This window comes from Streptomyces odontomachi, from assembly GCF_024435355.1.
GTDB lineage: Bacteria > Actinomycetota > Actinomycetes > Streptomycetales > Streptomycetaceae > Streptomyces > Streptomyces odontomachi.
This window is the reverse complement of sequence record NZ_JAMJWG010000050.1, coordinates 1-23,130: the sequence shown is the minus strand read 5'-3', so window position 1 is coordinate 23,130 and position 23,130 is coordinate 1. Positions and strand designations below refer to the sequence as shown.

15 protein-coding genes and 1 tRNA gene are annotated in these 23,130 nt (G+C 69.9%); 9 read left to right on the top strand and 7 right to left on the bottom strand.

Going from position 1 to position 23,130, the window contains the following annotated elements:
• Positions 1 to 905: sulfatase family protein (locus tag NQO67_RS42690; protein WP_255956034.1), on the top strand; the 905-nt coding region annotated here is incomplete at its 5' end.
• On the opposite strand, the gene NQO67_RS42685 is transcribed toward NQO67_RS42690, so the two are convergent.
• The 4 genes from NQO67_RS42685 to NQO67_RS42670 form a co-directional block, all read right to left on the bottom strand.
• Positions 892 to 2,652 carry an amylo-alpha-1,6-glucosidase gene (locus tag NQO67_RS42685; RefSeq protein ID WP_255956033.1) on the bottom strand — a complete coding sequence of 587 codons (1,761 nt, stop codon included), beginning with the start codon at positions 2,650 to 2,652 and terminating at the stop codon, positions 892 to 894. The genes NQO67_RS42690 and NQO67_RS42685 overlap by 14 nt on opposite strands.
• Positions 2,653 to 2,722: 70 nt before the next feature.
• Positions 2,723 to 3,547, bottom strand: a complete 825-nt coding sequence (locus tag NQO67_RS42680) for a carbohydrate ABC transporter permease (protein WP_255956032.1) — start codon at positions 3,545 to 3,547, stop codon at positions 2,723 to 2,725.
• The gene (locus NQO67_RS42675; RefSeq protein WP_255956031.1) at positions 3,544 to 4,533 is read right to left on the bottom strand and encodes a carbohydrate ABC transporter permease; all 990 of its coding nucleotides are present in this window, start codon (positions 4,531 to 4,533) and stop codon (positions 3,544 to 3,546) included. The genes NQO67_RS42680 and NQO67_RS42675 overlap by 4 nt, the downstream gene beginning before the upstream one ends.
• 62 nt (positions 4,534 to 4,595) lie before the next feature.
• The gene (locus NQO67_RS42670; protein WP_255956030.1) at positions 4,596 to 5,834 is read right to left on the bottom strand and encodes a sugar ABC transporter substrate-binding protein; all 1,239 of its coding nucleotides are present in this window, start codon (positions 5,832 to 5,834) and stop codon (positions 4,596 to 4,598) included.
• A gap of 278 nt (positions 5,835 to 6,112) precedes the next feature.
• On the opposite strand from NQO67_RS42670, the gene NQO67_RS42665 reads away from it, so the two are divergent.
• From NQO67_RS42665 to NQO67_RS42650, 4 genes are all read left to right on the top strand, one after another.
• A complete protein-coding gene (locus NQO67_RS42665) occupies positions 6,113 to 7,183 on the top strand; it encodes a LacI family DNA-binding transcriptional regulator (RefSeq protein WP_255956029.1) in 1,071 nt (356 codons plus the stop codon).
• 332 nt (positions 7,184 to 7,515) lie between these two features.
• Positions 7,516 to 9,321 carry a ricin-type beta-trefoil lectin domain protein gene (locus NQO67_RS42660; protein WP_255956028.1) on the top strand — a complete coding sequence of 602 codons (1,806 nt, stop codon included), beginning with the start codon at positions 7,516 to 7,518 and terminating at the stop codon, positions 9,319 to 9,321.
• A gap of 532 nt (positions 9,322 to 9,853) precedes the next feature.
• Complete coding sequence (locus NQO67_RS42655; protein ID WP_308295754.1) at positions 9,854 to 11,365, top strand: arabinofuranosidase catalytic domain-containing protein; 1,512 nt, start codon at positions 9,854 to 9,856, stop codon at positions 11,363 to 11,365.
• 148 nt (positions 11,366 to 11,513) lie between these two features.
• A complete protein-coding gene (locus NQO67_RS42650; protein WP_255956026.1) occupies positions 11,514 to 13,922 on the top strand; it encodes an RICIN domain-containing protein in 2,409 nt (802 codons plus the stop codon).
• Between the two features lie 95 nt (positions 13,923 to 14,017).
• Here NQO67_RS42650 and NQO67_RS42645 read toward each other — a convergent pair.
• Together NQO67_RS42645 and NQO67_RS42640 are read right to left on the bottom strand one after the other, a co-directional pair.
• Positions 14,018 to 14,091 (bottom strand) — tRNA-Pro (locus NQO67_RS42645).
• Positions 14,092 to 14,266: 175 nt separating this feature from the next.
• On the bottom strand, positions 14,267 to 16,045 hold the full coding sequence (locus NQO67_RS42640; protein ID WP_255956025.1) for a glycoside hydrolase family 71 protein: 1,779 nt from the start codon (positions 16,043 to 16,045) through the stop codon (positions 14,267 to 14,269).
• Between the two features lie 706 nt (positions 16,046 to 16,751).
• Between NQO67_RS42640 and NQO67_RS42635 the strand changes: the two genes are divergently transcribed.
• Positions 16,752 to 18,236 (top strand): exopolysaccharide biosynthesis polyprenyl glycosylphosphotransferase, encoded by a 1,485-nt coding sequence (locus NQO67_RS42635; RefSeq protein ID WP_255956024.1) that lies wholly within the window; start codon positions 16,752 to 16,754, stop codon positions 18,234 to 18,236.
• Positions 18,237 to 18,305: 69 nt separating this feature from the next.
• On the opposite strand, the gene NQO67_RS42630 is transcribed toward NQO67_RS42635, so the two are convergent.
• Positions 18,306 to 19,253 (bottom strand): GDP-L-fucose synthase family protein, encoded by a 948-nt coding sequence (locus NQO67_RS42630; protein WP_255956023.1) that lies wholly within the window; start codon positions 19,251 to 19,253, stop codon positions 18,306 to 18,308.
• Between the two features lie 119 nt (positions 19,254 to 19,372).
• Between NQO67_RS42630 and gmd the strand changes: the two genes are divergently transcribed.
• The 3 genes from gmd to NQO67_RS42615 form a co-directional block, all read left to right on the top strand.
• The gene (gmd, locus tag NQO67_RS42625) at positions 19,373 to 20,386 is read left to right on the top strand and encodes a GDP-mannose 4,6-dehydratase (RefSeq protein WP_255956021.1); all 1,014 of its coding nucleotides are present in this window, start codon (positions 19,373 to 19,375) and stop codon (positions 20,384 to 20,386) included.
• Positions 20,387 to 20,622: 236 nt separating this feature from the next.
• Positions 20,623 to 22,161 (top strand): fibronectin type III domain-containing protein, encoded by a 1,539-nt coding sequence (locus NQO67_RS42620; RefSeq protein WP_255956020.1) that lies wholly within the window; start codon positions 20,623 to 20,625, stop codon positions 22,159 to 22,161.
• A 259-nt stretch (positions 22,162 to 22,420) separates the two neighbouring features.
• Positions 22,421 to 23,130: hypothetical protein (locus NQO67_RS42615; RefSeq protein ID WP_255956019.1), on the top strand; the 710-nt coding region annotated here is incomplete at its 3' end.

The window sequence follows — 23,130 nt, the reverse complement described above, 5'->3', positions numbered from 1 at the left end:
ACCTGCACTACTTCCGCGGCCCGCGCGACTCGTCCGCACCGCACGCCATGCCGGACGCGATCCGCACCCGTGCGGACTTCGAACTCCTCGCCAACGGCTACGACGGCGCCGTCATGTACTGGGACCACCACTTCGGCGAGCTGCTGCGCACCCTGGAGGAACTGGGCATCGCCGACGACACCGCGATCGTCGTCAGCGCCGACCACGGCGAGTCACTCGGCGAGCAGGGCTCGTACGCCGAACACGGCCTGGCCAACGAGCCGACCCACCGGCTGCCGCTGGTCGTGTACTGGCCGGGCGTGACCGACGACCTCCCCGACGGCGCCCGCCACTGCGACGCGCTGCTGTACAACATCGACTACGCCCCCACGCTGTGCGAGATGCTCGGCATCCCGGTGCCGTCCGGCTGGCAGGGCACCTCCTTCGCGCCGGCGCTGCGGGGCGAGCGGATCGACTCCCGCGACCACCTCGTCCTCGGCCACGGCGCCCACACCTACCAGCGGGCGGTACGCACCCGGGACCACCTCTACATCCGCACCTACCATCCGGGGTGCTTCCGCGCCGAGTGGGAGTCGCTGTTCGACGTCACCGCCGACCCGCACCTGACCCGCGACCTGCTCGCCGACGAGCCGGCCCTCGCCGACCGGATGCGCGGCCACCTGGCCGAATGGTGGATGCGGTACGCGGGCGGCCCCGGCGCCCTGCCGGACCCGATGCAGACCACCCTCCAGACCGGCCCGACCTACTACAACGACCCTGCCCGGTACGCCCAGCACCTGCGCGACACCGGCCGCGCCACCCTGGCCGACGACCTTCAGGACCGGCTGGCCCCGACCGGCGGCGCGACCCGGGTCTCGTGGCACGCCCCTCACATCCCGGACCTGCATCCGGCTACCGGGGCATAGAACGGGGCGGAGCCGCCGAGGTACGTCGGTGGTGGTCGTCGGCGAGCAGCAGGTAGCTGCTCGCGGTCCAGGTGTAGGCGCGGTCGCGCAGTCCCGCACCGGTCAGCGCGTCGAAGTTCTCCGCGAAGCCGGACTTCTCGCACAGCGACCGGAAGCGGCTGCTGACCTCGTCGGCCACGTCGGTGTGCCCGGCGCGGCGCAGGCCGTCCTCGACGAGGACGGTGGACGGGGCCCAGATGGGACCGCGCCAGTAGCCGTCCGGCTCGTAGTGCGGCGAGTCGGGGTGCTCGGTGGCCAGGCCGTACGGGGTGAGGTGGGCGGCGATGCGATCGGCGAGCCGCGCACTGACCTCGCGGGGCAGACGCTCCCCCAGGACGATCGGCATGAGGTCCAGCAGGCTTCGGCTGGTCGAGAGCTGGTCGGTCCCCGGCGAGCGGCCGTGGAAGCGGCCGTCGGACCACAGCTCCTCCAGCAGCGCTTCCTGGACCGATTCGGCCGTCCGCAGGTGCCGGGCCGCGTCCTCCGCGCGGCCCAGTTCCTCGGCCAGTTCCGCCAGTTCGGCCAGTTGCAGGACGAGAAAGGCGGCGAGGTCGGCGGTGATCAGCACGCGCCGGGCGTCGAAGGTGGTGGCGTTGTCCCAGCCGCTGTCGTTGCCGTGCTGGTAGTGCGGCAGGGCCTGGCCCGGCGCGGTACGTGCCACGAGCCAGAAGTCCGTCCAGCGGCTGAGACGCCGATAGGTCTGCGTCAGCTCGTCGGGCCCCGGTCGACGCGGCAGGCGCTCGCGCAGTCGGCGCAGCGCCCAGCCGTGGACGGGCGGCTTGACGAAGTTGTAGAGCACTTCCGAGTGAGTGACGGAGTCCGGCAGCGCGCCGGTCTCCTCCTGGTGGTCGAACGGGAGCTGGAACTGGTCCCAGGCCAGGTCCGGAAGTCCCGGCGCCAGCGCGAGGGCGTTGAAGCAGTGGTCCCAGCTCCAGACCTTGTCCATCCAGTGCTTGGACATCAGTACCGCGGGGCGCCGGACGAAGCCCGCCGGGCGGACGGTGGCCGACCACAGGACGTAGGCGGCGAGTTCGGCGGCCGGTGCCTGGTCGGCCGGCAGCGCTGCCACGGAGGCTGCGAAGTCGCGAAACGCCCGGTCGCTGCGTTCCGCCGTGCTGGTGAAGTCCTCGGCAGGGGCGTACGGCGCCCGGGCGCTGTCGATCTCCTCGATCACCGCTTCCCAACCACACGGACCGGACAGCGTGAGCCGACGGGTGACGCCGCCCAGGCCTTCCAGCCCCGCCGAAGCCACTACCGCGTCCCCGAGAGGGGTGATCCGGTAGCGGCGCCCGGTCTCGTACGAGGTGAACTGGTACGAACCGTCCACGGGATCGCGGTGGAAGTACGTACCGCTGAACGGCGTCAGCTCCGAGAGCGCCGGAACGATCATGAGATCGAGGTCGTGCCCACGCAGCCGGACGGTGTCGGCCCTCTCGTACACGAGGTCGATCCGCCGTCCGCTGTCGTCGCGCCAGGTCAACGTGGCAGGGACGGCGTCCCACGTGGTTCGTGCGCGTTCACCGCCGCCGGGATGAAGCGGTACGAAGCGCAGCACGGGATGCAGGCCGTTCTGGTGGGAGACCAGGTGCAGATCGCCGGCCCGGGTGTGGGGGCCGATGACCGGTGAGATGTCGAACCACGATCCGTGGTGGCTGAACGGTATCTCCTGGAGGGTGAAGGCGGGGCCGTGGGAAGTGGCGGTCGTCATCGGCGGGAACTCGATCCATGTCGGGGTGCTCGGCAAGGCCGCGGAGTGTGGGCTGGTCGATACGGAGTCCTCAGTCCTTGACCGCGCCGGCGGTGACTCCGGCGGCGACGTAGCGCTGGGCGAGGACGAGGATGAGAGCCGCGGGCAGTGAGGCGACGACGGCCGTGGCCATGATCGCGTTCCACTCCTGGTTGTTGTTGCCGATGTAGTGGTAGATGCCCAGCGTGATGGGCCGGTGGGCGCCTCCGCCGTCGAGGGTGCTGGCGAAGATGAAGTCCGACCAGGACCACAGGAAGGCGAACAGCGCCACGGTGACGGTCGAGTTGCGGCTCATCGGCAGCACTATGGACCAGAAGGTGCGCATGGTCCCCGCGCCGTCCGTTCTCGCCGCCTGGAGCAGCTCCGCCGGGATACCGGACATGAACGCGGTGAAGATCAGGACGGCGAACGGTACGGACAGCGTGGAGTCGGCGACGATCAAGCCGGGGACGGACTCCAGGAAGCCCAGGCTCAGGTAGATGGTGTAGAAGCCCATCGCCATGATGATGCCGGGGATCATCTGCGCCACCAGCATGAGGAAGCTGAGCACCCCGCCCCCGCGCGGCCGCAGTTTCGCCAGGGCGAATCCGGCCGGGGCGGCCAGGACCACCGTGACCAGGACCGTGCCGAGGCCGATGACCAGGCTCGTGCCCAGATACGGCAGCTGCTGGTCCAGCACCTGCCGGTAGCCGTGGAGCGTGCCGTGCGCCGGGAACAGGTCCGGCGGGGACTTGCGCATGTCCTGGTCCCGGGTGAACGAGACATTGATCATCCAGTACACGGGGAAGAGCATCAGGGCGGTGAAGATCAGGCCCAGAGACGTCTTCCACCAGGAGGCACGGCCAGCAGCGCTCATGAGTCGGCCTGCTTTCGCTGGGCGCGGATGTAGATCAGACCGAAGACCAGGGCAATCACCACGAGGAGGTTGCCGACGGCGGCTCCCGGGCCGAACTGCGGCAGGAGGTTCCCGAAGCCCAGCCGGTAGGACCACGTCGCGAAGGTGGTCGACGAGTCGCTGGGACCGCCCTTGGTCATGATCCAGATGATGTCGAAGACCTTGAGCGTGTAGACCAGGCCGAGCAGCAGGGTGATCGCGGAGACGGGCCTCAGCAGCGGGAAGGTCACCCGCCGGAAACGCTGCCAGGCGTTCGCGCCGTCCAGTGCCGCGGCCTCGTACAAGGAGGCGGGGATGGTCTGTAGACCGCTGTACAGCACGACCAGGTTGAAGGGGACGCCGATCCAGATGTTGGCAATGATCACCGACGCCAGCGACCACGACGGTGACGTCAGCCAGTCCACCGGACCGATGCCCGCCCAGCCGAGTGACGTGTTGACGATGCCGGATTCACTGTTCAGCATCCACGACCAGGTCGAGGCCGACACGATCAGCGGCAGCAACCAGGGAACGAGGAACAGGGCACGCAGCACTGCCGACAGCCGGAAGTGCTGCGCGAAGAACACGGCCAGGGCCAGCCCGATGGTGTACTGGAACAGCAGGGAGACGGCGGTGAACAGCACCGTGTGCTCCAGGGCCGGCAGGAACGTCGGGTCGTCGAGGACCTTTCGGTAGTTCTCCAGGCCCGTGAAGGGCGCACCGCCCTGCACGAACGAGCGCACCGTGTAGTCGCGGAGCGACAGGTCGAGGTTGCGGTAGAGCGGATAGGCGTAGAAGGCGCCCAGGTAGATCACGACCGGCGCGAGGAACCCCCAGGCGGCCCATTGCCGGGTGGGCGCCCGGCGCCGTGGTCCTGCCGTCGTGGTGGCGGGCGAGTGGGGGGTGTGCCCCGGGTCGGGGCTGCCGGACGCGGCGGAGGCGTCCGATGTCCGTAGGGTGGTGTCCATCGGCGGTCTGGATCCTTCGGTGAACAGCCCCGCTCGTCGCCGTCGGGACCTGAGCCGGAGCACTATCGGGAGACGGCGGACTGCGCCGCGGACATCGCCTCCTTCGGTGACTTCGCACCGCTCAGAGCCGCCTGGACCGCTCCCCACAGCTGCTCGGAGATCCTGGGGTACTTCGTGCCGAGGTCGTCGCCGGTGCGTCCCTTGGCCGCGTGTACGGCCCGCACCCACGTCTTCAGTTCCGGGGTCGCGTTGGCCTGCTGGTCCTGGACCGCGTCCGTCGGCGCGATGTACGACAGGGTCGTGTCGGTGGCCAGCAGGTTTTTCGAGCTGGTCAGGCAGGAGACGATCTTTTCCGACGTGGGATAGCGACCGCTGTCGTGCTGCACCGGTACCGTCACGAACTCGCCGCCGGTCGGCGCGGGTGCCGTACCGGAAGAGGCCGCTGGGATGGCGATCGTGCCGTACTCGAATCCGGTCTTCTTGGCCTTCGCCAGCTGCCACGTGCCGTTCTCGGCGAAGGCGAACTTCCCGGTGCTGAACTCCTGCCAGCTGGTGGTCTGGGTGTTGTTGATCACCGAGTTCGGCGCATAGCCCTTCTTCAACCAGTCCGACCACAGCATCACTGCGGAGACCGCCTTGTCGGAGCCGAGATCGGTCAGCTGCGCGCCGGAGCCCCAGAACCAGGGCAACAACTGAAAGCTGCCCTCCTCGGTGCCGATCGCCGAGAACGTGATGCCCTTCTTGCCCGCCGCCTTGACCTTGGCCAACGCCGTGTTGAGTGTCGCCCAGTTCCTGATCGAAGCGGGGTCGACGCCGGCGGCCTCCACTATGCGCTTGTTGTAGTAGAGCGCCAGCGTGTTCACACCGATGGGCGTTCCATAGGTCTTGCCGCCGCTGCGGCCCGCCGCCAGCAGGTTGGGCTCCACCTGAGAGGTGTCGATCTCGTTCTCGTCCGTGCCGGTCAGAACGCCGGCCTCCGCGAGCGTGGACACCACCGGGTTGTCCACGATCAGCACGTCCGGGGCGCTGCCCTGCTGAGCCGCGAGCAGTGTCTTGCCGGTCAGGTCGGTCGTGTCGAAGCCCGTTCGCTTGATCTTCACCCCGGCCTTTCGGCCACATCCGTCAAGCAACTTCCCCCAGGCGGACACGCCGTCGAACTGCGGGTACGGGTCCCAGACGGTGTACGTGCCACCGGCCGCGGACGCACCCGAGGACGACGACCCGCATGCGGTGACGGTGGACGCCACGAACCCGGCGGCCAGTGACGCGACGATCATCTGCCGCCGGATGTATCTGTTCATCGCACCTGTTCCCCTTCGATTCGTGCCTGCCCGCCCGCGGCAAGGGACACCGACCCGACCACCGCTCACGGCGACAGTTGTCGCGACAGGTGAAGCGAATCGATTCGACACCGAACCTAAGGACGCTTCCCATGGGCCGTCAAGACGGCGTCCGCCCTTTGCCGCACGAGTCTCCTGCGGGAATTGCGCCCCGCTCCCCGCCGCCGGGCGCACGGTCCCGAGCGCGAACCGGTTCGCCAGCGATAGCATGACAACGAGTGGTACACGTGAGGAGCTGCATGAACATCGGGGAGATCGCGCGCCGCGCCGGCGTGTCCCGCAGCACGGTGTCGTACGCACTCAGCGGAAAGCGCCCCGTCGCGGTCAGCACCCGCAAGCGGATCCAGGACGTGATCGACGAACTGGGCTACCGGCCCAACGCGACCGCCCGGGCACTGAAAGAGGGCAGGACCCGCACCATCGGCCTGGTGATCCCGCCGGCCGGCAACCGGCTCACCCACATGCAACTGGAGTTCGTCGGAACCGTGGTGGAAGCCGCCGCCCGCGCGGACCTGGATGTGCTCCTGTCTCCGTCCGGCGGCGATCACGACCGGTCGTTCGAACGGTTGATCTCCGAGGGCCGTGTCGACGGGGTGATCCTGATGGAGATCCGCCTGCGGGACACCCGTGTGAGCAGGCTTCAGCAGGCGCGACTGCCCTTCGTCGGCATCGGACACACCGCAGACGACCCCCAGATGTGCTGGATCGACATCGACTACGCCGGCCTCATCCACCACTCGGTGCACCACCTGGCGGATCTGGGCCACCGGAAGGTGGCGCTGGTCAGCCGTTCCCCCGAGCTGGTGACAGCCGGTTACGGCCCGGCCCACCGGGCGCTGGAGGGCTTCGCCACGGCCGTCGGGGAGCGCGGGATCGCGGGCATCGACATCATGTGCGGCGACGACGCCCGCTCCGGCCAGGAGAGCGTCGAGCAACTCCTGCACGATCACCCGGATCTCACCGCCATCACCACGATCAACGAAGCCGCCCTGCCCGGCATGCAGCGGGCGATCGCCGGTGCGGGGCTGAGCGTTCCGCACGACTTCTCCGTCACGGGAGTCGCAGCACGCCCCTGGGCCGAGGACTTCCACCCGCCCCTCACCGCGGCCGACGTGCCCGCGCAGGAGATGGGCGAGAAGGCCGTGTCGTTGCTGATCGAGCGCATCGCCGCCCCGGACACACATCCCCGTCGCATTCTGCTCACCCCGCCGATCTCGCTGCGCTCGAGCACCGGAGCCGCACCAGCCCGCCGCAGCACAGGCGCCGACGCCCGCGTGAACGTCGTCGCCGAGGGCGCACCACGGGGGTGAATCCCGCTCGGGGCCTTGACCCCTTCGGGCATCGGCCCTACCGTCCATGCGAATCGATTCGCGGAATCGGTTCGATACGGCGGCGCATGACTGACCGCTGCCAACGCACCGTGGAACAGCGCTCCCTGCCCCGTGGGCCGGCCAGCCCGTCCTGACCCGTCGGCACAGGACCGGCCACGGTGCCGGCCCGGACCGGGCCAGACCGGAGCGGTCGGGTCCAGGGTGCGTCTCCCGTCGAGCAGCCGTCACAACAGCGCCCGCCCCTTGGCACCACGACAGCTTCTGCTCCAGGAACGCGCCGCAGCCGTGCGGCGTCCAGACAAGGAGACGTGATGAAGTCGAAAACGATGAGACGCGGCAGGCGCCTGCTGGCCTCGGCCGCCTCGCTGGTCATGGCCGCGGTGGCACTGCTGGCCTCGCCGGTCCACAGCAGCGCCGCCACGAGCGAGTCGCTGAGCGTGGACCTTGCCGCCACGCGGGGCCCGTCGACGGGCGTGGGCGAAGGGTTCCTCTACGGAATCAGCCAGGACGGCAGCCAGCCGGTCGACCAGTACCTCCAGCCCCTGGGCGTCAACGCGTTCCGCGGCGGCGGATGGTTCTCGGGGGGCTGGATCAAGGACGGATACACCTACGGCTCCGCGACCAAGGCGGACATCCAGTCGATCGTCTCCCAGGCCCGGCGGCTGACCCAGTCGCCCTACCACGCCCAGTACCAGGTACTCATCAGCGACATCTACGGCAACAACGGCGGACAGCCGTCGAACACGGTCTACCCGTGCGACAACGGGGACTGCTCGAACTGGATCAGCTTCATCGACGCCACCGTCGGCGCGCTCCAGGCGTCGGGCCTGCCCTTCGCCTACGACATCTACAACGAGCCGGACATCTCCGTCTTCTGGAAGCGCGGGATGAACAGCACCCAGTACTTCCAGATGTGGGACACCGCATACCGGGAGATCCGCCGCATCGCCCCGGACGCGCAGATCGTCGGGCCGTCTCTGGCCTTCACCCCGCAGAGCAACCCCGGCGAGTGGAGCACCTGGCTCTCCCACGTCAAGGCGGCGGGCACCGTCCCCGACATGATCACCAACCACGACGAGGGCGATGTCGACGACCCGGTGACCGTCAGCCAGGCCATCGACTCCGCGCTCGCCACCGCCGGCATCGGGGCGAGGCCGCTGTCCGCGAACGAGTACCAACCCGCCGACCGGCAGACCGCGGGGGTGACCGCCTGGTACCTGGCCCGTTTCGCCCAGTCCGGGTACACCAACGCGATGCGCGGCAACTGGTCCTGCTGCATCACGCCGAACCTGACCGGGATCCTCACCCAGGTGAACGGGGTCTGGCAGCCCACCGGCAACTGGTGGGCCATGCGCGCCTACGCGGACATGACCGGCACCCTCGTGGCCACCTCCGGGCAGGTCGGCTCGACCGCGGTCTCCGCATCCGAGGACAGCTCCGCCAAGCGGGCGGTGGCCGTGATAGGCGACAGCAACGGGTACACCGGCTCTGCCACGGTGACCTTCAACGGTCTGGCGTCGGTCCCCTGGCTCGCCGACAGCGGATCGGTGCACATGACGGTCCAGCGGATCGCCGACCAGGCTCCGCTGAGCGCCCCGCAGGTCGTCTACGACCAGGACGTGAGCGCCTCGGCCGGCTCGGTGACGGTTCCCCTCACCTTCCAGGCCGCGCATGACGCCTTCGCCGTCTACCTGACACCGGCCGGATCGTCGAGCGGGGCCACCAGTGGCCAGCTGCACGCGGTGGGTGCGGGCAAGTGCCTGGACGTGCCCGACTCGACGACCACTGCCGGCACCCAGTTGCAGATCTGGAACTGCGGCGGCGGCTCCAACCAGCTCTTCACCCGCACCTCCGGCGGGCAGCTGACCGTCTACGACGGCAGCGCGCGGATGTGCCTCGACGCCGACGACAACGGCACCAGTCCCGGGACCAAGGCCATCGTCTGGTCGTGCAACGACCAGAGCAACCAGCAGTGGGTGTTCCACTCCGACGGCACCGTCACGAGTGCGGTGTCGGGCCTGTGCCTCGACGTCACCGGATCGAGCACCGCCAACGGGGCGCTGGTCGAACTGTGGACCTGCAACGGCGGCAGCAACCAGCAGTGGTCCCTGTCGTAACTTCCGCGGCCGACAAAGACTTGAGTCGCACACCTTGAGATGCGACCGAGAGATGTGTCAGTCTCATTTTCAGCTTTGTTGGGGGTCTGGAACTTCGGCGGCCCTGCTCATGCCGTCGACCTCTCCCATTGAATGTGAGCGCTCACATTCATGCGGTGAGCGCTCACATCTCTCCCCTCCAGCACCGTGCACGCTCAAGGAACTGCTCTGACCTGGTAAAACAAGCTGTATGTCCGACACGGGGGCACCGGGGCCCGGCGTCAGCGACGCCGTTCTCGTGTGAACGCCCTACGACGGCCGCATCGCCCACAAGGCGTCCGGGCCACGTTCGGGCGACCAGCACACAGCTCATAAGACTGATCCATCGTGCCGGCGACTGTGCCGATGCTCGTGCAGGGAACTCCGCGCCGGCAAGGTGCCCCCTGCCAACGCTCGTCTTCCGGCAGCAAGCACGCACATGCACGCGGCCCGACCTCGCGTGTCGTTCCGCGGGGACATCGTCGCGCCCCTCTGCCCTCCGAAGGAGGCTCCGATGTACAACGGCAGGTTCTCCCCCCTCACCGGCTTACGCCGCCTCAGACCCCTCACCGTGATCCTGCTCGCCCTGGCGATGGCAGCGGTGTTCATGGGCGGCGGGTCCGTCGCGAACGCGTCGTCCGCGCAGCCCGCCAAGGCCGCGGCGTCCTCGCTGCCCTGCGACATCTACGCGGCCGGCGGCACCCCCTGCATCGCCGCGCACGCCACGACCCGGGCGCTGTTCGCGGCCTACGACGGCCCGCTGTACCAGGTCCAGCGTGCCTCCGACCACGCCTACCGTGACGTGGGGGTGCTGACCGCCGGCGGTTACGCCGACGCGTCGGCCCAGACGTCCTTCTGCGCCAGCACCTCCTGCACCATCACCAAGATCTACGACCAGACCGCCCGGCACAACGACCTGCCCATCTCCTGGGGTGGCTTCTGGAAGGGGCCGGGCCCGAACGGCGCGGACATCGGCGCCGACGCTGCGGCCCTGCCCGTCACCGCGGGGGGCCACCAGGTCTTCGGCGTCAAGGTGACCCCCGGCACCGGCTACCGCATCGACCATGCCGACGGCGCCCCCACCGGTTCCGAGCCGGAGGGCATCTACATGGTGACCTCGTCGAACTACACCAACCAGTGGTGCTGCTTCGACTACGGCAGCGGGGAGAACACCCACACCGACACCGGTGACGCCACCATGAACGCCATCTACTGGGGCAACGCCTGCTGGTTCGGCAACTGCGTGGGCAGTGGCCCCTGGGTCGAGGCCGACCTCGAGAACGGCATGTTCCACACCGGCAGCGGCTCGAACAAGGACCCCAGCAACCAGGGGGTCCACGACCCGTTCGTCAGTGCCTGGGAGAAGAACAACGGGACGAGCAACTTCACGCTGAAATACGGGGACGCCACCAGCGGCGGGCTCACCACCACGTACTCCGGAGGCCTGCCGAACGGTTACTCGCCCATGAAGACCGACAGCTCGCTGCTGCTGGGAACCGGCGGCGACAACAGCGTCTCCGGCCAGGGCGAGTTCTTCGAGGGCGCCATCACCGCCGGCTACCCCTCGGACGCCACCGAGAACGCGGTGCAGACCAGCATCACCGAGGCCGCCTACGACGGTGGTTCCACGTCACCGGGCGGCGCCACCGCACTGCGCAACAGCGCCGCCAACCGCTGCCTGGACGTGCCCAACCTCAGCCAGACCAACGGCACCCAGACCGAGCTGTGGGACTGCAACAGCGGCACCAACCAGCAGTGGACGCCGACCAGCGCCAAGGAACTGCGTGTGTACGGCACGAAGTGCCTGGACGACGACGACAACGGAACGGCGAACGGGACCCGCGCCATCATCTGGGACTGCAACGGCGGCACCAACCAGCAGTGGGACCTCAACTCCGACGGCACCATCACCAACGTCAGGAGCGGACTGTGCCTGGACGCCAGCAACTCCGGCACCGCCAACGGCACCCTGGTCCAACTGTGGCAGTGCACCGGCGGCGGCAACCAGAAGTGGACCCGCGGCTGATCACCTGCGCGGACCGCGGCTGATCCGCGGCTCCGCCGCAAGGACTCGAAGCCGTGCCCGGCCCTCTCCGGCCGGGGACGCCCCTCCGGGACGACGTCCCCGGCCGGTTTCCGTCCGAACCCCCGACCGCCCGATGAGAGAGCGAACCATGAGACTCACCCCCCGCAGGCGCCCGCACCGCGGCCGCCCGCTGATAGGCGCAGCCGTCACGGCCCTGATGGCCGGCGCTGTCGTCGCCGCGCCGGCCGTGACGGCCCACGCAGCGGCCATGGCCACCCTGTACGTCTCGCCGACCGGCAGCGGCAGCTCCTGTTCCACGTCGGCGCCCTGCTCCCTGACCCAAGCCAAGGCCTCCGTCGAGGCCGTCAACGACAGCATGACCGGGGACATCGCGGTACAGCTGGCGGACGGCACGTACCGCCTGTCCGCCCCGCTCACGCTCGGTGCCGCGGACTCCGGCAGCAACGGGCACGCCGTCGTCTGGCAGGCCGCTCCGGGAGCCGATCCGGTGCTGTCGGGCGGGCAGCAGGTAACCGGCTGGTCGCTGAAGGACTCCGCGAACAACATCTACGCCGCGTCAGTACCGGCGGGTACCGACTCGCGGCAGCTGTACGTCGACGGAACGCTGGCGCCCCGGGCGGCGATCTCGATCTCCCGCAGCGACGTGAAGATCACCGGCAGCGGGATGACCATCGTCAACTCGGCGCTGAACTACCTGGCCTCGCTGCCCCAGCAGGACCGGATCGAGCTGGAGAGCCAGAACTCCTTCACCGACCGCTACGCCCCTGTGAAGTCGATCAGCGGCAGCACGATCACCATGCAGCAGCCGGCGTGGAACAACAACAACTGGGGCTACGACACGCTGGCCAGCCCCTTCGCTGGCGGCAGCCTGCAACTGGAGAACTCCTACTCCTTCCTGAAGAACGCCGGGCAGTGGTATCTCGACCCGCAGGCCGGACAGCTGTACTACAAGGCGCCCTCGGGCTGGTCCCCCGCCTCCCACGACATCGAGCTGCCCCGCCTCACCTCGTTGCTGCAACTCGGCGGCAGCTACGCCGACCCGGCCCACGACATCGGCTTCGAGGGCATCGGCTTCGAGCACACCACGTGGCTGCAACCCAGCACCGACGTCGGCTACGCCGACCAGCAGAGCGGCACGTTCCTGGCGCGCTCCTTCTCACAGCCCTCCGACTTCCTGACGTCCTGCCAGTCCGGTTGCAAGCTGTTCGAGGCCGCCCGCAACGACTGGAACCAGATGCCGGCGGCCGTGCAGGTCTCCGCGGCCCGTACCATCAGCTTCACCGGGGACACCTTCGCGCACCTGGGCCAGGTGGGTCTCGGTATCGGCAACGACCCCAACGCGCACGGCCTCGGGGTGGGCCTGGGGGCCTCGGACGTCACGGTCTCGGGCAGCACGTTCACCGACGACTCCGGGGCCGGCATCGTGGTCGGCGGCGTCCAGCCCGACGCGCACCACCCGTCCGACCCCGCCATGGTGAACGAGGACATCACCATCCAGGACAACCGGATCAGCGCTGTCGCCAAGGACTACAAGGACATGGCCGGCATCCTGTCGACCTATGTCACCCACGCGGTGATCAGCCACAACGAGGTCTCCAACCTCGCCTACGACGGCATCGACGTCGGCTGGGGCTGGGGCGCCAACGACGCCGGCGGCAGCCAGGACTACCGCAACCGCGGCCTGTACGACTACCAGCCGGTCTACACCACGGCGACCACCCTGAAGAACACCGTGGTCAGCCACAACCTGGTGCACGGTACGAAGAAGGTGTTCCACGACGGCGGGAGCATCTACAACCTGTCCGCCAACCCGGGCGCGAGCATCGACCACAACTACATCTACGACAACCACAACACCGTCGGCCTCTATCTCGACGAAGGCTCCCAGTACGTGAACCTCAGCAGCAACGTGATCCAGGACTCCGGGGTGTGGGCCTTCACCAACGCCAACGGCAACAACAACACCAACGACAGCACCTTCTCCGGAAACTGGTACAACTCCGGCGCCACCCAGGTCGCCACCGGCTCCCCGCACAACAACGTGCTGTCCGGCAACGTCCAGGTCAGCGGTACCAGCTGGCCGTCGGGCGCCCAACAGGTGATCGCCGACGCCGGCGTGACGGGCGGCGACGACGGTGGTTCTGCCACCGAGGTGCACGCCGTCGGCGCGAGCAAGTGCCTGGACGTGCCCAACGCGTCGACCACCACCGGCACGCAGCTACAGATCTGGGACTGCACCGGCGGCTCCAACCAGCTCTTCACCCACACCTCCAGCGGGGAGCTCACCGTGTACAGCGGTGGCAACCAGCGCTGCCTGGACGCCGACAACCAGGGCACCAGCAACGGCACCAAGGTCGTCATCTGGACGTGCAACGGCCAGAGCAACCAGCAGTGGAACGTCAACTCCGACGGCAGCATCACCGGAGTCCAGTCCGGCCTGTGCCTGGACGTGACGGGAGCCTCGACGTCCAACGGCGCCCTGGTCGAGCTGTGGACCTGCGGGGGCGGTTCCAACCAGCGGTGGAACCTGTCCTGACCGCAGGCCGCGCGGACGGTGCGAAGAAACCGCGAAAACCAAAGGGGCCGTTCATTGAACGGCCCCTCACCTGCGACTTTCGATGGTTCGAAAAGTCGGGACGACAGGATTTGAACCTGCGACCCCTTGACCCCCAGTCAAGTGCGCTACCAAGCTGCGCCACGTCCCGGTCGTGATCCTGGTCACTGCGGGCACCGGGCCACCGCTCGACGGTGGTGTGGTGTCCGCACTGCCGCGATCACGCAGGTACGACCTTACAGGACGAAGCGGCTTGCGATCATCCCGGCCCGGTCGGCCCGGCGGCCGTGGCGGTCCGCCGGGCCCGACCGGGGTGTCCGGACGGCCTACGGCTTCCCGGATTCCCCCGGGCGCCCGCTGGTCACCGCGTAGTACTGGAGGTCCTGGACGTCGACGTGGTCGCGGACCGGCCAGCGGGTGGCGGCGGTGGCGACGGTGTGGCCGGCACGGCGTACCGTCGCCGAGCTGAGGCCGGTCCGCAGCGGCCGTAGGGTGGCCCGGACCCCGGCCGGCACCGCCACCTGGCCGTGTGCCGTGCCGACGGTCACGTCCACGGTGGCCGGCGCGGTCAGGAAGGTGAGCACCTCGACGTCGTCGCGCGGGGTCGCCGTGCCGTGGCGTGGGCGCATCAGCCGGGACTGGTGCGTCGCGCTGGGATTGCCCGCGAACTGCACCCGCGAGGTCAGGTAGACCACGTCCCGCACCAGGGCGGGCCACTTCCCGGTCTTGAAGCGGGTCAGGTAGTACGAGCAGAGGTCCAGGTAGGCGTGGCCGTTGTGCAGGGACGGCGCGACCTGGCTGGTCTCGGAGTAGTCGTTCCAGGTGGTCAGCTGTACCCAGTCGGCGCCGTCCTGGATGGCGTGCTGCCAGGTGGTGCGCAGCAGGGCGGTGTTTCCCGCCTCGTCGTAGATCGCCTGGTTCGGGCGGGCGTCCTGGACGGCGACGGGCTGCATCCACTTCTTGTCGAGGCCGTGGGCGAGCCGGACGTCGCCGGGGATCGCGTTCTGTCCGGTGTGGCTGCGGTTTCCCCAGGCGGAGAAGCCGTAGCTGATCGAGGCGAACTCCTGTGCATGGGACCGGTAGTTCAGGAACAGCGGCACGAGGGCCGTACGGATGCCGTGCTGCTTGGCGAGCCGGTCGGTCACCTGCGTCCACCAGGCGGGCGAGTGTGCCTCCGCCTTGAAGGGGGACACCACGAGCCGCCCGTCGGGCAAACGGTGCGCGGACGGCGCTGCGGCCCATCGGGCGAGTGCGTCGGCCAGCGCCTGGGCAGAGGAGTGCAACGCCGTCATGTCGGGCATGAGCATGATCTTGAAGCCCGGGTCCGCCGCGTGAGCGGCCCGCAGCAGGGTGCCGACCCGGTCGGCGTTGGTGCCGGTCAGAGCGAGGATGTCGACGCTGAAGCCGTCGAGCCCGGCGTCCCGTGCGGTGCGCACCTCGCGTTCCATGTTCGTCAGCCGCCAGTCGCCCGAGGAGGGCGGGACGGGCGGCGGCCGGTCGCGCAGCAGTCCGCCGTACGCGGCGTGCTTGCCGCCCTCGCCGTTGGGGGTGAGGTAGTTGCGGGTGTAGTAGTCACGGTCGGCGGGCTGGTTGTCCAGCGACAACGGGTACGGCGGGAAGTAGTGCGCGAAGACGAGGTGCGGGCCGGCGCGCAGGGTCCGGGTGTCCGGCAGGTCGAAGGGCAGTGCGGTCGACGGCGCGACGGCGGCAGGACCCGGGGTCGAGTCGGGGCCGCCGGTGCTCCCTGCCAGGCCGAGCCCGACAGCGAGACTCAGGACGAGGACCCCCAGCACCAGACCCACGATCGCGCGGCGCCGACCGCGTAACGGATCCCTGCGATGGCCTGACCGGCCCTTGGCGGATGTCGTGGGTGGCGTCGTGGGGGTCGCGTGATCGGGGCCGTCGGCTCTGGGACGGTCGGCACCGTCCGGCGCGGTGGCGTCGCTGCTGCCGGGTCCGGCGCGATCGGGCCCGCCCTGCGTCGCACGGTCGGGATCACCGGGCACCACGCGGTCGCGTCCGCCGGGCACGACGCGGTCGAGCCCGCCGGGGGCCGCGTGGTCGGGCCCGTCGGGCGGCACGGCGTGGTCAGGTCCGTCAGGCATGGAGTCCCCCCAGGCTGGTCGGTGTTCGACGCGGCGCTGCCGTGCTGACCGCGTCGGCGTTACTCCGGTTTCCCGCGCGATGTCCGCGCCGGTCACCCCGGCTGGCCTGCTTTTCCGGCTGGGGGTCCGGCCCGTCGCGGAGCGACTGTGGACCACAGGTCCCCCGGGAAAACGCAGTATCCGCATTACCGCATGCGGGAGGCATCTCGCGACGGGGACGGGACGGTATCCGGACGCCCCCTCGGGGGGCGCGACCTGACTCCCGGTCGCGTCGGGCGGATGGCGCGTGCGCCGTGCCCGACCGCCCCGGGTGGAATTCCGGGGAGGTCCCTCGCGCCAGGACGCCGGACGACTCGGGGGCGGAACCGGGCGCTGCCGGACCGGCGTCCATCGGTATCGCGCCTCCGTGCGCCTCCATCCACCCCGGCGCGCCCTGCGCTGACCCAATGCGCCCCTACACCGTCCTGCGCCCTCACCACACCCCTTCACTCCCAGCTGAGCACCGATATCCGGAATCGTGTTGCAGCAAGCGGCCACGCCGAATGGCCTGATTTCCCCGCAACTCTCTGACGTCGTTCACGAAATGCGCACTCATCACACAATTGATTGCCATACTGTTCGCCGCCACGTCACGTGGTCGCCGACCGGGGGCTCGGCGTAACGGGATGGACAACAGAATGTCAGGGCATAAGGTCCAGGGGGGTACATGCGGCATGTTCAGGCACCCGAGGCCCGTACCGCACAGACAAGGACCCGTGGGCCCCGGGCGGCGGCTGCTGCGCTCGGGGTCAAACCGCACGGATACCTGCCCCTCACGCTCCTCGTCGATCTTCTCGGACCCGGTCTGTCCGTAGCGCTGTTGCTGCGCCTGCCGGACGCCCCCTTACGGGCGTGGGTGCTGCCCGCGCTGCTCGCGGGGCTCGCCTGGCCCGCCGTGCGGCTCTGCCGATCGCGCTATGCGCGACGCACGCTGGGCGAGTCACGCGGCACGCTGCCCGTCCTGCACGACTGGCTGATCCTGCTGGGCGTGTTGGCCCTGGTGCAGGTCGCAGCCGAGTTACGGCACCCGCCGCTGCGGATGCTCGCAGCGCTCGTTCCGGCGCTGCTGGCGACCCTGGTGTGCCAGAAGCTGACCTACCGCCATCTGATGGCGACCCGGCGCGCGGCCCAAGCCGTGATCCGGGTCCTGGTGATCGGCGAGCCGACCGCCGCCGACGACGTGGCCGGGCACCTGGCGAGCCGTACGGACCACCCGTACGTGGTCGTCGGCGTGGTCGCCGTCGGCGGCTCCACGCTGAGCAGCGGGGTCCCGATCGTGGCCCGCCTGGGCCGCCGCGCGCCCGTCGACCCGGCCGCCGACACCGCCGCCGTGCTGGCCGCCGCCCGCACGCGCGACGCCGACCTCGCGCTGGTCACCGCCGGGGCCCAGCTCTCCGGCGAGCGGCTGCGCCGGCTGTCGTGGGGCCTGCACGACGCCGGTCTCGACCTCGCCGTGGCACCCGGGCTCGTGGAGGTGTCCGTCAAGCGTCTGCACACCAGCAACGCCGGCGGCCTGGCCCTGCTGCGGATCGCGCCCCCGCTCCGCCACGGGTTGCAGCCGGCCCTCAAGTACGCCCTGGACCGCACCCTTGCGGCGCTGGTCGTGCTGGTGCTCATGCCACTGCTGGTGGCGATCGCGCTGGCCGTCCGGCTGACCTCGCCGGGCCCGGTGCTCTACCGGCACGAGCGGATCGGGCAGGACGAGGTGCCGTTCACGATGTGGAAGTTCCGCACCATGCACGTCGGCGCCGATGCCCGCAAGGCCGAGCTGGCCGGGGAGAACGAGCAGGACGGGCCCATGTTCAAGATGCGCTCCGACCCCCGGGTGACCCGAATCGGCCGACTGCTGCGACGCACCTCGCTCGATGAGCTGCCGCAGCTGGCGAACGTGTTGCGCGGTGAGATGTCGCTGGTGGGCCCGCGCCCACCGCTCGCCGACGAGGTGGCGCGCTACACCCCGGTGGAGCGACGCCGGCTGTCCGTGCGGCCCGGGATGACGGGGCTCTGGCAGATCAGCGGCCGATCGGACCTGTCCTGGGACGAGGCGGTCCAGCTGGACCTGAGTTACGTGGACAACTGGTCGTTCACCAGCGACATCGACGTCATGGCACGCACCTTCCGCGCCATCGTCGACGGACGCGGCGCGTACTGAGGGGCGGCGGGGGAAACGGTGGTGGGCGAGGGCGCGGTGCCCGGGGTGGGGCGGACGGCCGGGGCGTCGTCAGACGCCCGCCGCGGCACGCCAGTGCGCGTAGGTGGCGGCGATGCCGTCCCGCAGGGGGATGGCGGGCCGCCAGCCGAGGGCGGTCAGCCGGGAGACGTCCAGGAGCTTTCGCGGGGTGCCGTCGGGCTTGCCGGTGTCCCAGCCGATCCGCCCGGTGAAGCCGGTCACCTCGGCGACGACGGCGGCCAGCTCCCGGATCGTCAGATCAGTGCCGCAGCCGACGTTGACCGGCTCGTCGGCGTCGTAGGCGCGCAGCAGCAGCGCGCAGGCCGACGCCAGGTCGTCGACGTGCAGGAACTCACGGCGGGGCGTGCCGGAGCCCCACAGCACCACCTCGTCGCGCCGCTCGGCACGGGCCTCGTGGAACTTGCGGATCAGGGCCGGCAGCACGTGGGAGGTCTGCGGGTCGAAGTTGTCCCCGGGGCCGTAGAGGTTGGTCGGCATCGCCGAGATGTACGGGGCGCCGTACTGCTGCCGGTAGGACTGGACCTGGACGATGCCGGCGATCTTGGCGAGCGCGTAGGCGCGGTTGGTGGGCTCCAGCGGGCCGCCGAGCAGGGCGTCCTCGCTGATCGGCTGGGGCGCCAGCTTCGGGTAGATGCACGAGGAGCCGAGGAACAGCAGCCGAGGCACCCCGGCCGCGTGCGCGCCGGCCACCACGCTCAGCTGGATCTGGAGGTTCTCCTCTATGAACTGCACGGGATAGGTGCTGTTCGCCAGGATGCCGCCGACCTTCGCCGCGGCCAGCACGACGGCGTCCGGGCGCAGCTCCTTCAGCACGGCGGCGGTGCGCGGCGCATCCCGCAGGTCCAGTTCGTCCCGGGTGCGGGTGAGGACCTCGTGGCCGTCGGCGGTGAGCCGCCGGGTGAGGGCGGAGCCCACGAGCCCGCGGTGTCCGGCGACGAATATACGGGCCCGGTCGGGCAGCAGCGGCGATGCGGTCATGGCCTGGATGATGCCAGGGCACCCTGGCATCGGTCCGGTGGATCCATGAATTCAGGCCATACATCAGGATATGCCGGGCTGCCTTCGGGGCAGTGCCCGGCCGGAAGGGAGCACATCTCATGACCAAGTCCGCGCTGATCACCGGGGTCACCGGGCAGGACGGTTCCTACCTGGCGGAGCTGCTGCTCTCCAAGGGGTACACGGTGCACGGCCTGCTCCGGCGCTCGTCCAGCTTCAACACCGAGCGGATAGACCACATCTACCAGGGCCCGCAGGAGGCCGAGCGTTCCTTCGTGCTGCACCATGCCGACCTGTCGGACGGCGTGGCGCTGGTGAACCTGCTGCGGGACATAAGACCCGATGAGGTGTACAACCTGGGCGCCCAGTCGCACGTGCGGGTCTCCTTCGACGCACCGCTGTACACCGGCGACGTGACCGGGCTCGGGGCGCTGCGGCTGCTGGAGGCGATCCGGGCGAGCGGGGTGCAGACCCGGATCTACCAGGCGTCGTCCTCGGAGATGTTCGGTGCCACGCCCCCGCCGCAGAACGAGTCGACGCCGTTCCACCCGCGCAGCCCGTACGGCGCCGCCAAGGTGTACGCGTACTGGGCCACCGTCAACTACCGCGAGGCGTACGACATGTTCGCGGTGAACGGCATCCTGTTCAACCACGAATCACCGCGCCGCGGGGAGACCTTCGTGACCCGCAAGGTGACCCGCGCGGTCGCCCGGATCAAGGCGGGCTTACAGGACCGGCTCTACCTCGGCAACCTGGACGCGGTGCGCGACTGGGGCTACGCCCCGGAGTACGTCGAGGCGATGTGGCGGATGCTCCAGCACGACGAGCCGTCCGACTACGTGGTCGCGACCGGCGTCCCGGCCACCGTACGGCAGTTCGTGGACACCGCGTTCGCCCAGGCCGGTCTGGACGCGGGCGACCACGTCCGCTACGACCCGAAGTACGAGCGGCCCAGCGAGGTCGACGCGCTCATCGGTGACGCGTCCAAGGCCCGGACGGTGCTCGGCTGGAAGCCCACGGTTCTCGTCGACGAGCTGGCCCGGATCATGGTCGACGCCGATGTCCGCCTGGTGGAGGAGCAGCTCGCCGGGGCGGCGGTGCGCATAGACCGCTGAGAGCGTGCGCGCCGGGGCGGGCAGGTGCGCGGGCGGGGTGTGACCCGGGGCGGCGTCCCGGGTCCGCGCCGGTGCGTAGCCGTCCGGTGGCCCTTCGTCCTGGATTCCGTCAAGTGTGACCCGCGACACTCCGCGGACCCGTATGGTTCGCCAGCGGATCTGGTTTTTCAGCTGTCTATTCAGCCTTTTTGAGTTAGGTCTCATCTCATCCACTGCTCTATCCACCTGGGGGGTACATGTACAGATCCAGGGCGCTATGCGCCAGTCTCGTCCTTGCGTTCGGGACGGCCGGGCTCGGGGTGAGCGCCGCGCCGCCGGCCGCCGCCCTCACGCCACCGGTCGCGTTCACGGCCGACGACCTGCCGACCTGGCAGACGAACGGGGTCGTGTGGGCGCTGGCGCAGGCCGGTGACACGATCTTCGTCGGCGGAACGTTCTCGCAGGTCAGGCCCCCGAACGGGGAAACCGGGGACCCACAGAACGCGGTCAACTTCGTCGCGATGAACGCCGCCACGGGCAAGCCCACCTCGTGCCGTCTGTCCTTCGCGGTGGGCAGCGGCACCGCGACCGTGCGAGCGCTCGCCGTCTCGCCGGACCAGAAGACGCTGTACGTGGGCGGATACTTCGGCTCCGTCAACGGCGTCCAGACCAGCTCGTTCGCCGCGATCGACATCGCCAGCTGCGCACCCAGGCCCGGCTTCCACGCCGCCTTCCCGGCAACCGTACGGGCCATCGCCGCCACCAGCGACACGCTCTACGTGGGCGGCGACTTCAGCACCGCGGACTCCCAGCCCCGCAAGCGGTTCGCCGCACTGGACGCCACCACCGGAGGCGTGCTGCCCTTCCGGGCTGACGCCGACGAGCCGGGGCGGGCCGTTGCGGTGTCCGAGGACGGCAAGTACGTGGCCCTCGGCGGTGACTTCTTCTACGTGAACGGCCACGACTCCCACGCCCTCGCCGTCGTCGACGCCACCACCGGCGCCAACGTGCAGTCCTATCGGCTGGGCTTCTTCTCCCGCACCTCGGTCGTGAAGACCATCGACGCCGACGCCGACGGCTTCTACACCGGCAACGAGGGCACCGGAGGTGGCGTCTTCGACGGCCGTACCGCGCTGGATGCGAGCACCTTCGACCAGCGCTGGCGGGACACCTGTCTCGGCGCCACCCAATCCGTGCTGGCGTACGACAGCGTGCTCTACAGCGCCTCACACGCCCACGACTGCTCCACGATGGACGAGTTCCCCGACGGCCGGCGCCACCACCTGATGGCCGAGCCGACCGACGACCCGACTCTGCTCGGCTGGTTCCCGGACACCAACGACGGCATCGGTGAGGGCATCGGCCCGCGCGCCATGACCATCGCCACCTCGGGGACGACGAAGTACCTGTGGGTGGGCGGCGAGTTCACCACCGTCAACGGCTCCCCCGGCCAGGGCCTGACCCGTTTCGCGTCCGGGCCGGACATCGGTGTGCCCTGGGTGCCGGATGACGTCAGCGTGGACAGCGCGCGTGCGGACCGGGTGCGGATCAGCTGGCGCTCCAGCATCGACACGGACGACAGCGTGCTGACGTACAAGGTGTACCGCGACGGCGCGGCGACGCCGGTGTACACCGTCAACGGTGAGTCGTTCGAGTGGTCGCGCCCCCGGGTGACCTTCAACGACACCGACGTCGAACGCGGAGAGAAGCACAGTTACCAGGTGACCGCCACCGACGGCGCGGGCAACACCAGCGGCAAGTCGGCGGCCCTGACCGTCACCGTGCCCAACTGGTAGGCACATCCGGTGCACCGGCGGGCTCGGCAGTTCGGTCCACGCATTCCACCTGCGCTTCGATCTGCCGCAGCGCCGTCCGGCACTGCCCTCAAGAGCCCCGCAGGGGGCTGGTGCCGGCCTTCGGCGCCGGGTAGGTCCCCGCCCCGGGGCGGCGGTGTGCCCACCGCCCCGGCCGTGACGTGAAGTCACACACCCACCGACCCGACCCGCCGGCCGGAGTACCGAGCCGCCCACACTCGTCAGGCCACAGGAGCCCTTCATGCATCGACGTACCCGGCGCATCCGGCGTGCAGTCCCGCCCTGCGCCGTGCTGGCCGCCGCCAGCCTCACCCTGTTCGGATGCTCGTCCGGCGAACCCACCCCGGCACGCAGTGCCCGAGTCGCCTCGCCGCACGCCGCCCCGCAGGAAGCCGCCGGCCAGTCCGGACAGCAGGGCCAGGACCGGTCGACTTCGGCCTCGCACGTGCCGACGCTGCCCGACTCCCGGCTCACGCCGGCCACCGGATCGTTCACCAAGCAGGAGAAGAAGTACCTCAGCGGACGGGTGCCCGCGAACATGGATCCCGCGGCGGTGCTCCAGCTCGGCCAGGAAGCCTGCCAGCGGGTGCAGCGCACCGCAGCCCACGACCGGGACGCCGCCGTGGGCGCGGTGATCAGCGGTGACATCCCCGGCGCCCGGGACGCCATCGCCCAGCTCTGCCCGGATCAGGCCGCCGTGCTGCACGCGGCCGAGTCGGGCTTCCCGGACGGCACGAAGAAACGGCCCGCGGCGGGCACCTACCGCGCACTGACACCAAGTGCGTCCTGCACATGGCGGGCGCTCGACGCTTCGGGCAAGAAGGTGGCGTCAGGGGGTGCCACGGGCGCGGATGGCGATGCGGAGGCCACCTCCGGGAAGAAGATCACGGCGAGGATCCCGGCCGGGACGCGGACGTTCGTCTCCAGCGGCTGCTACGCCTGGGTGCGTGC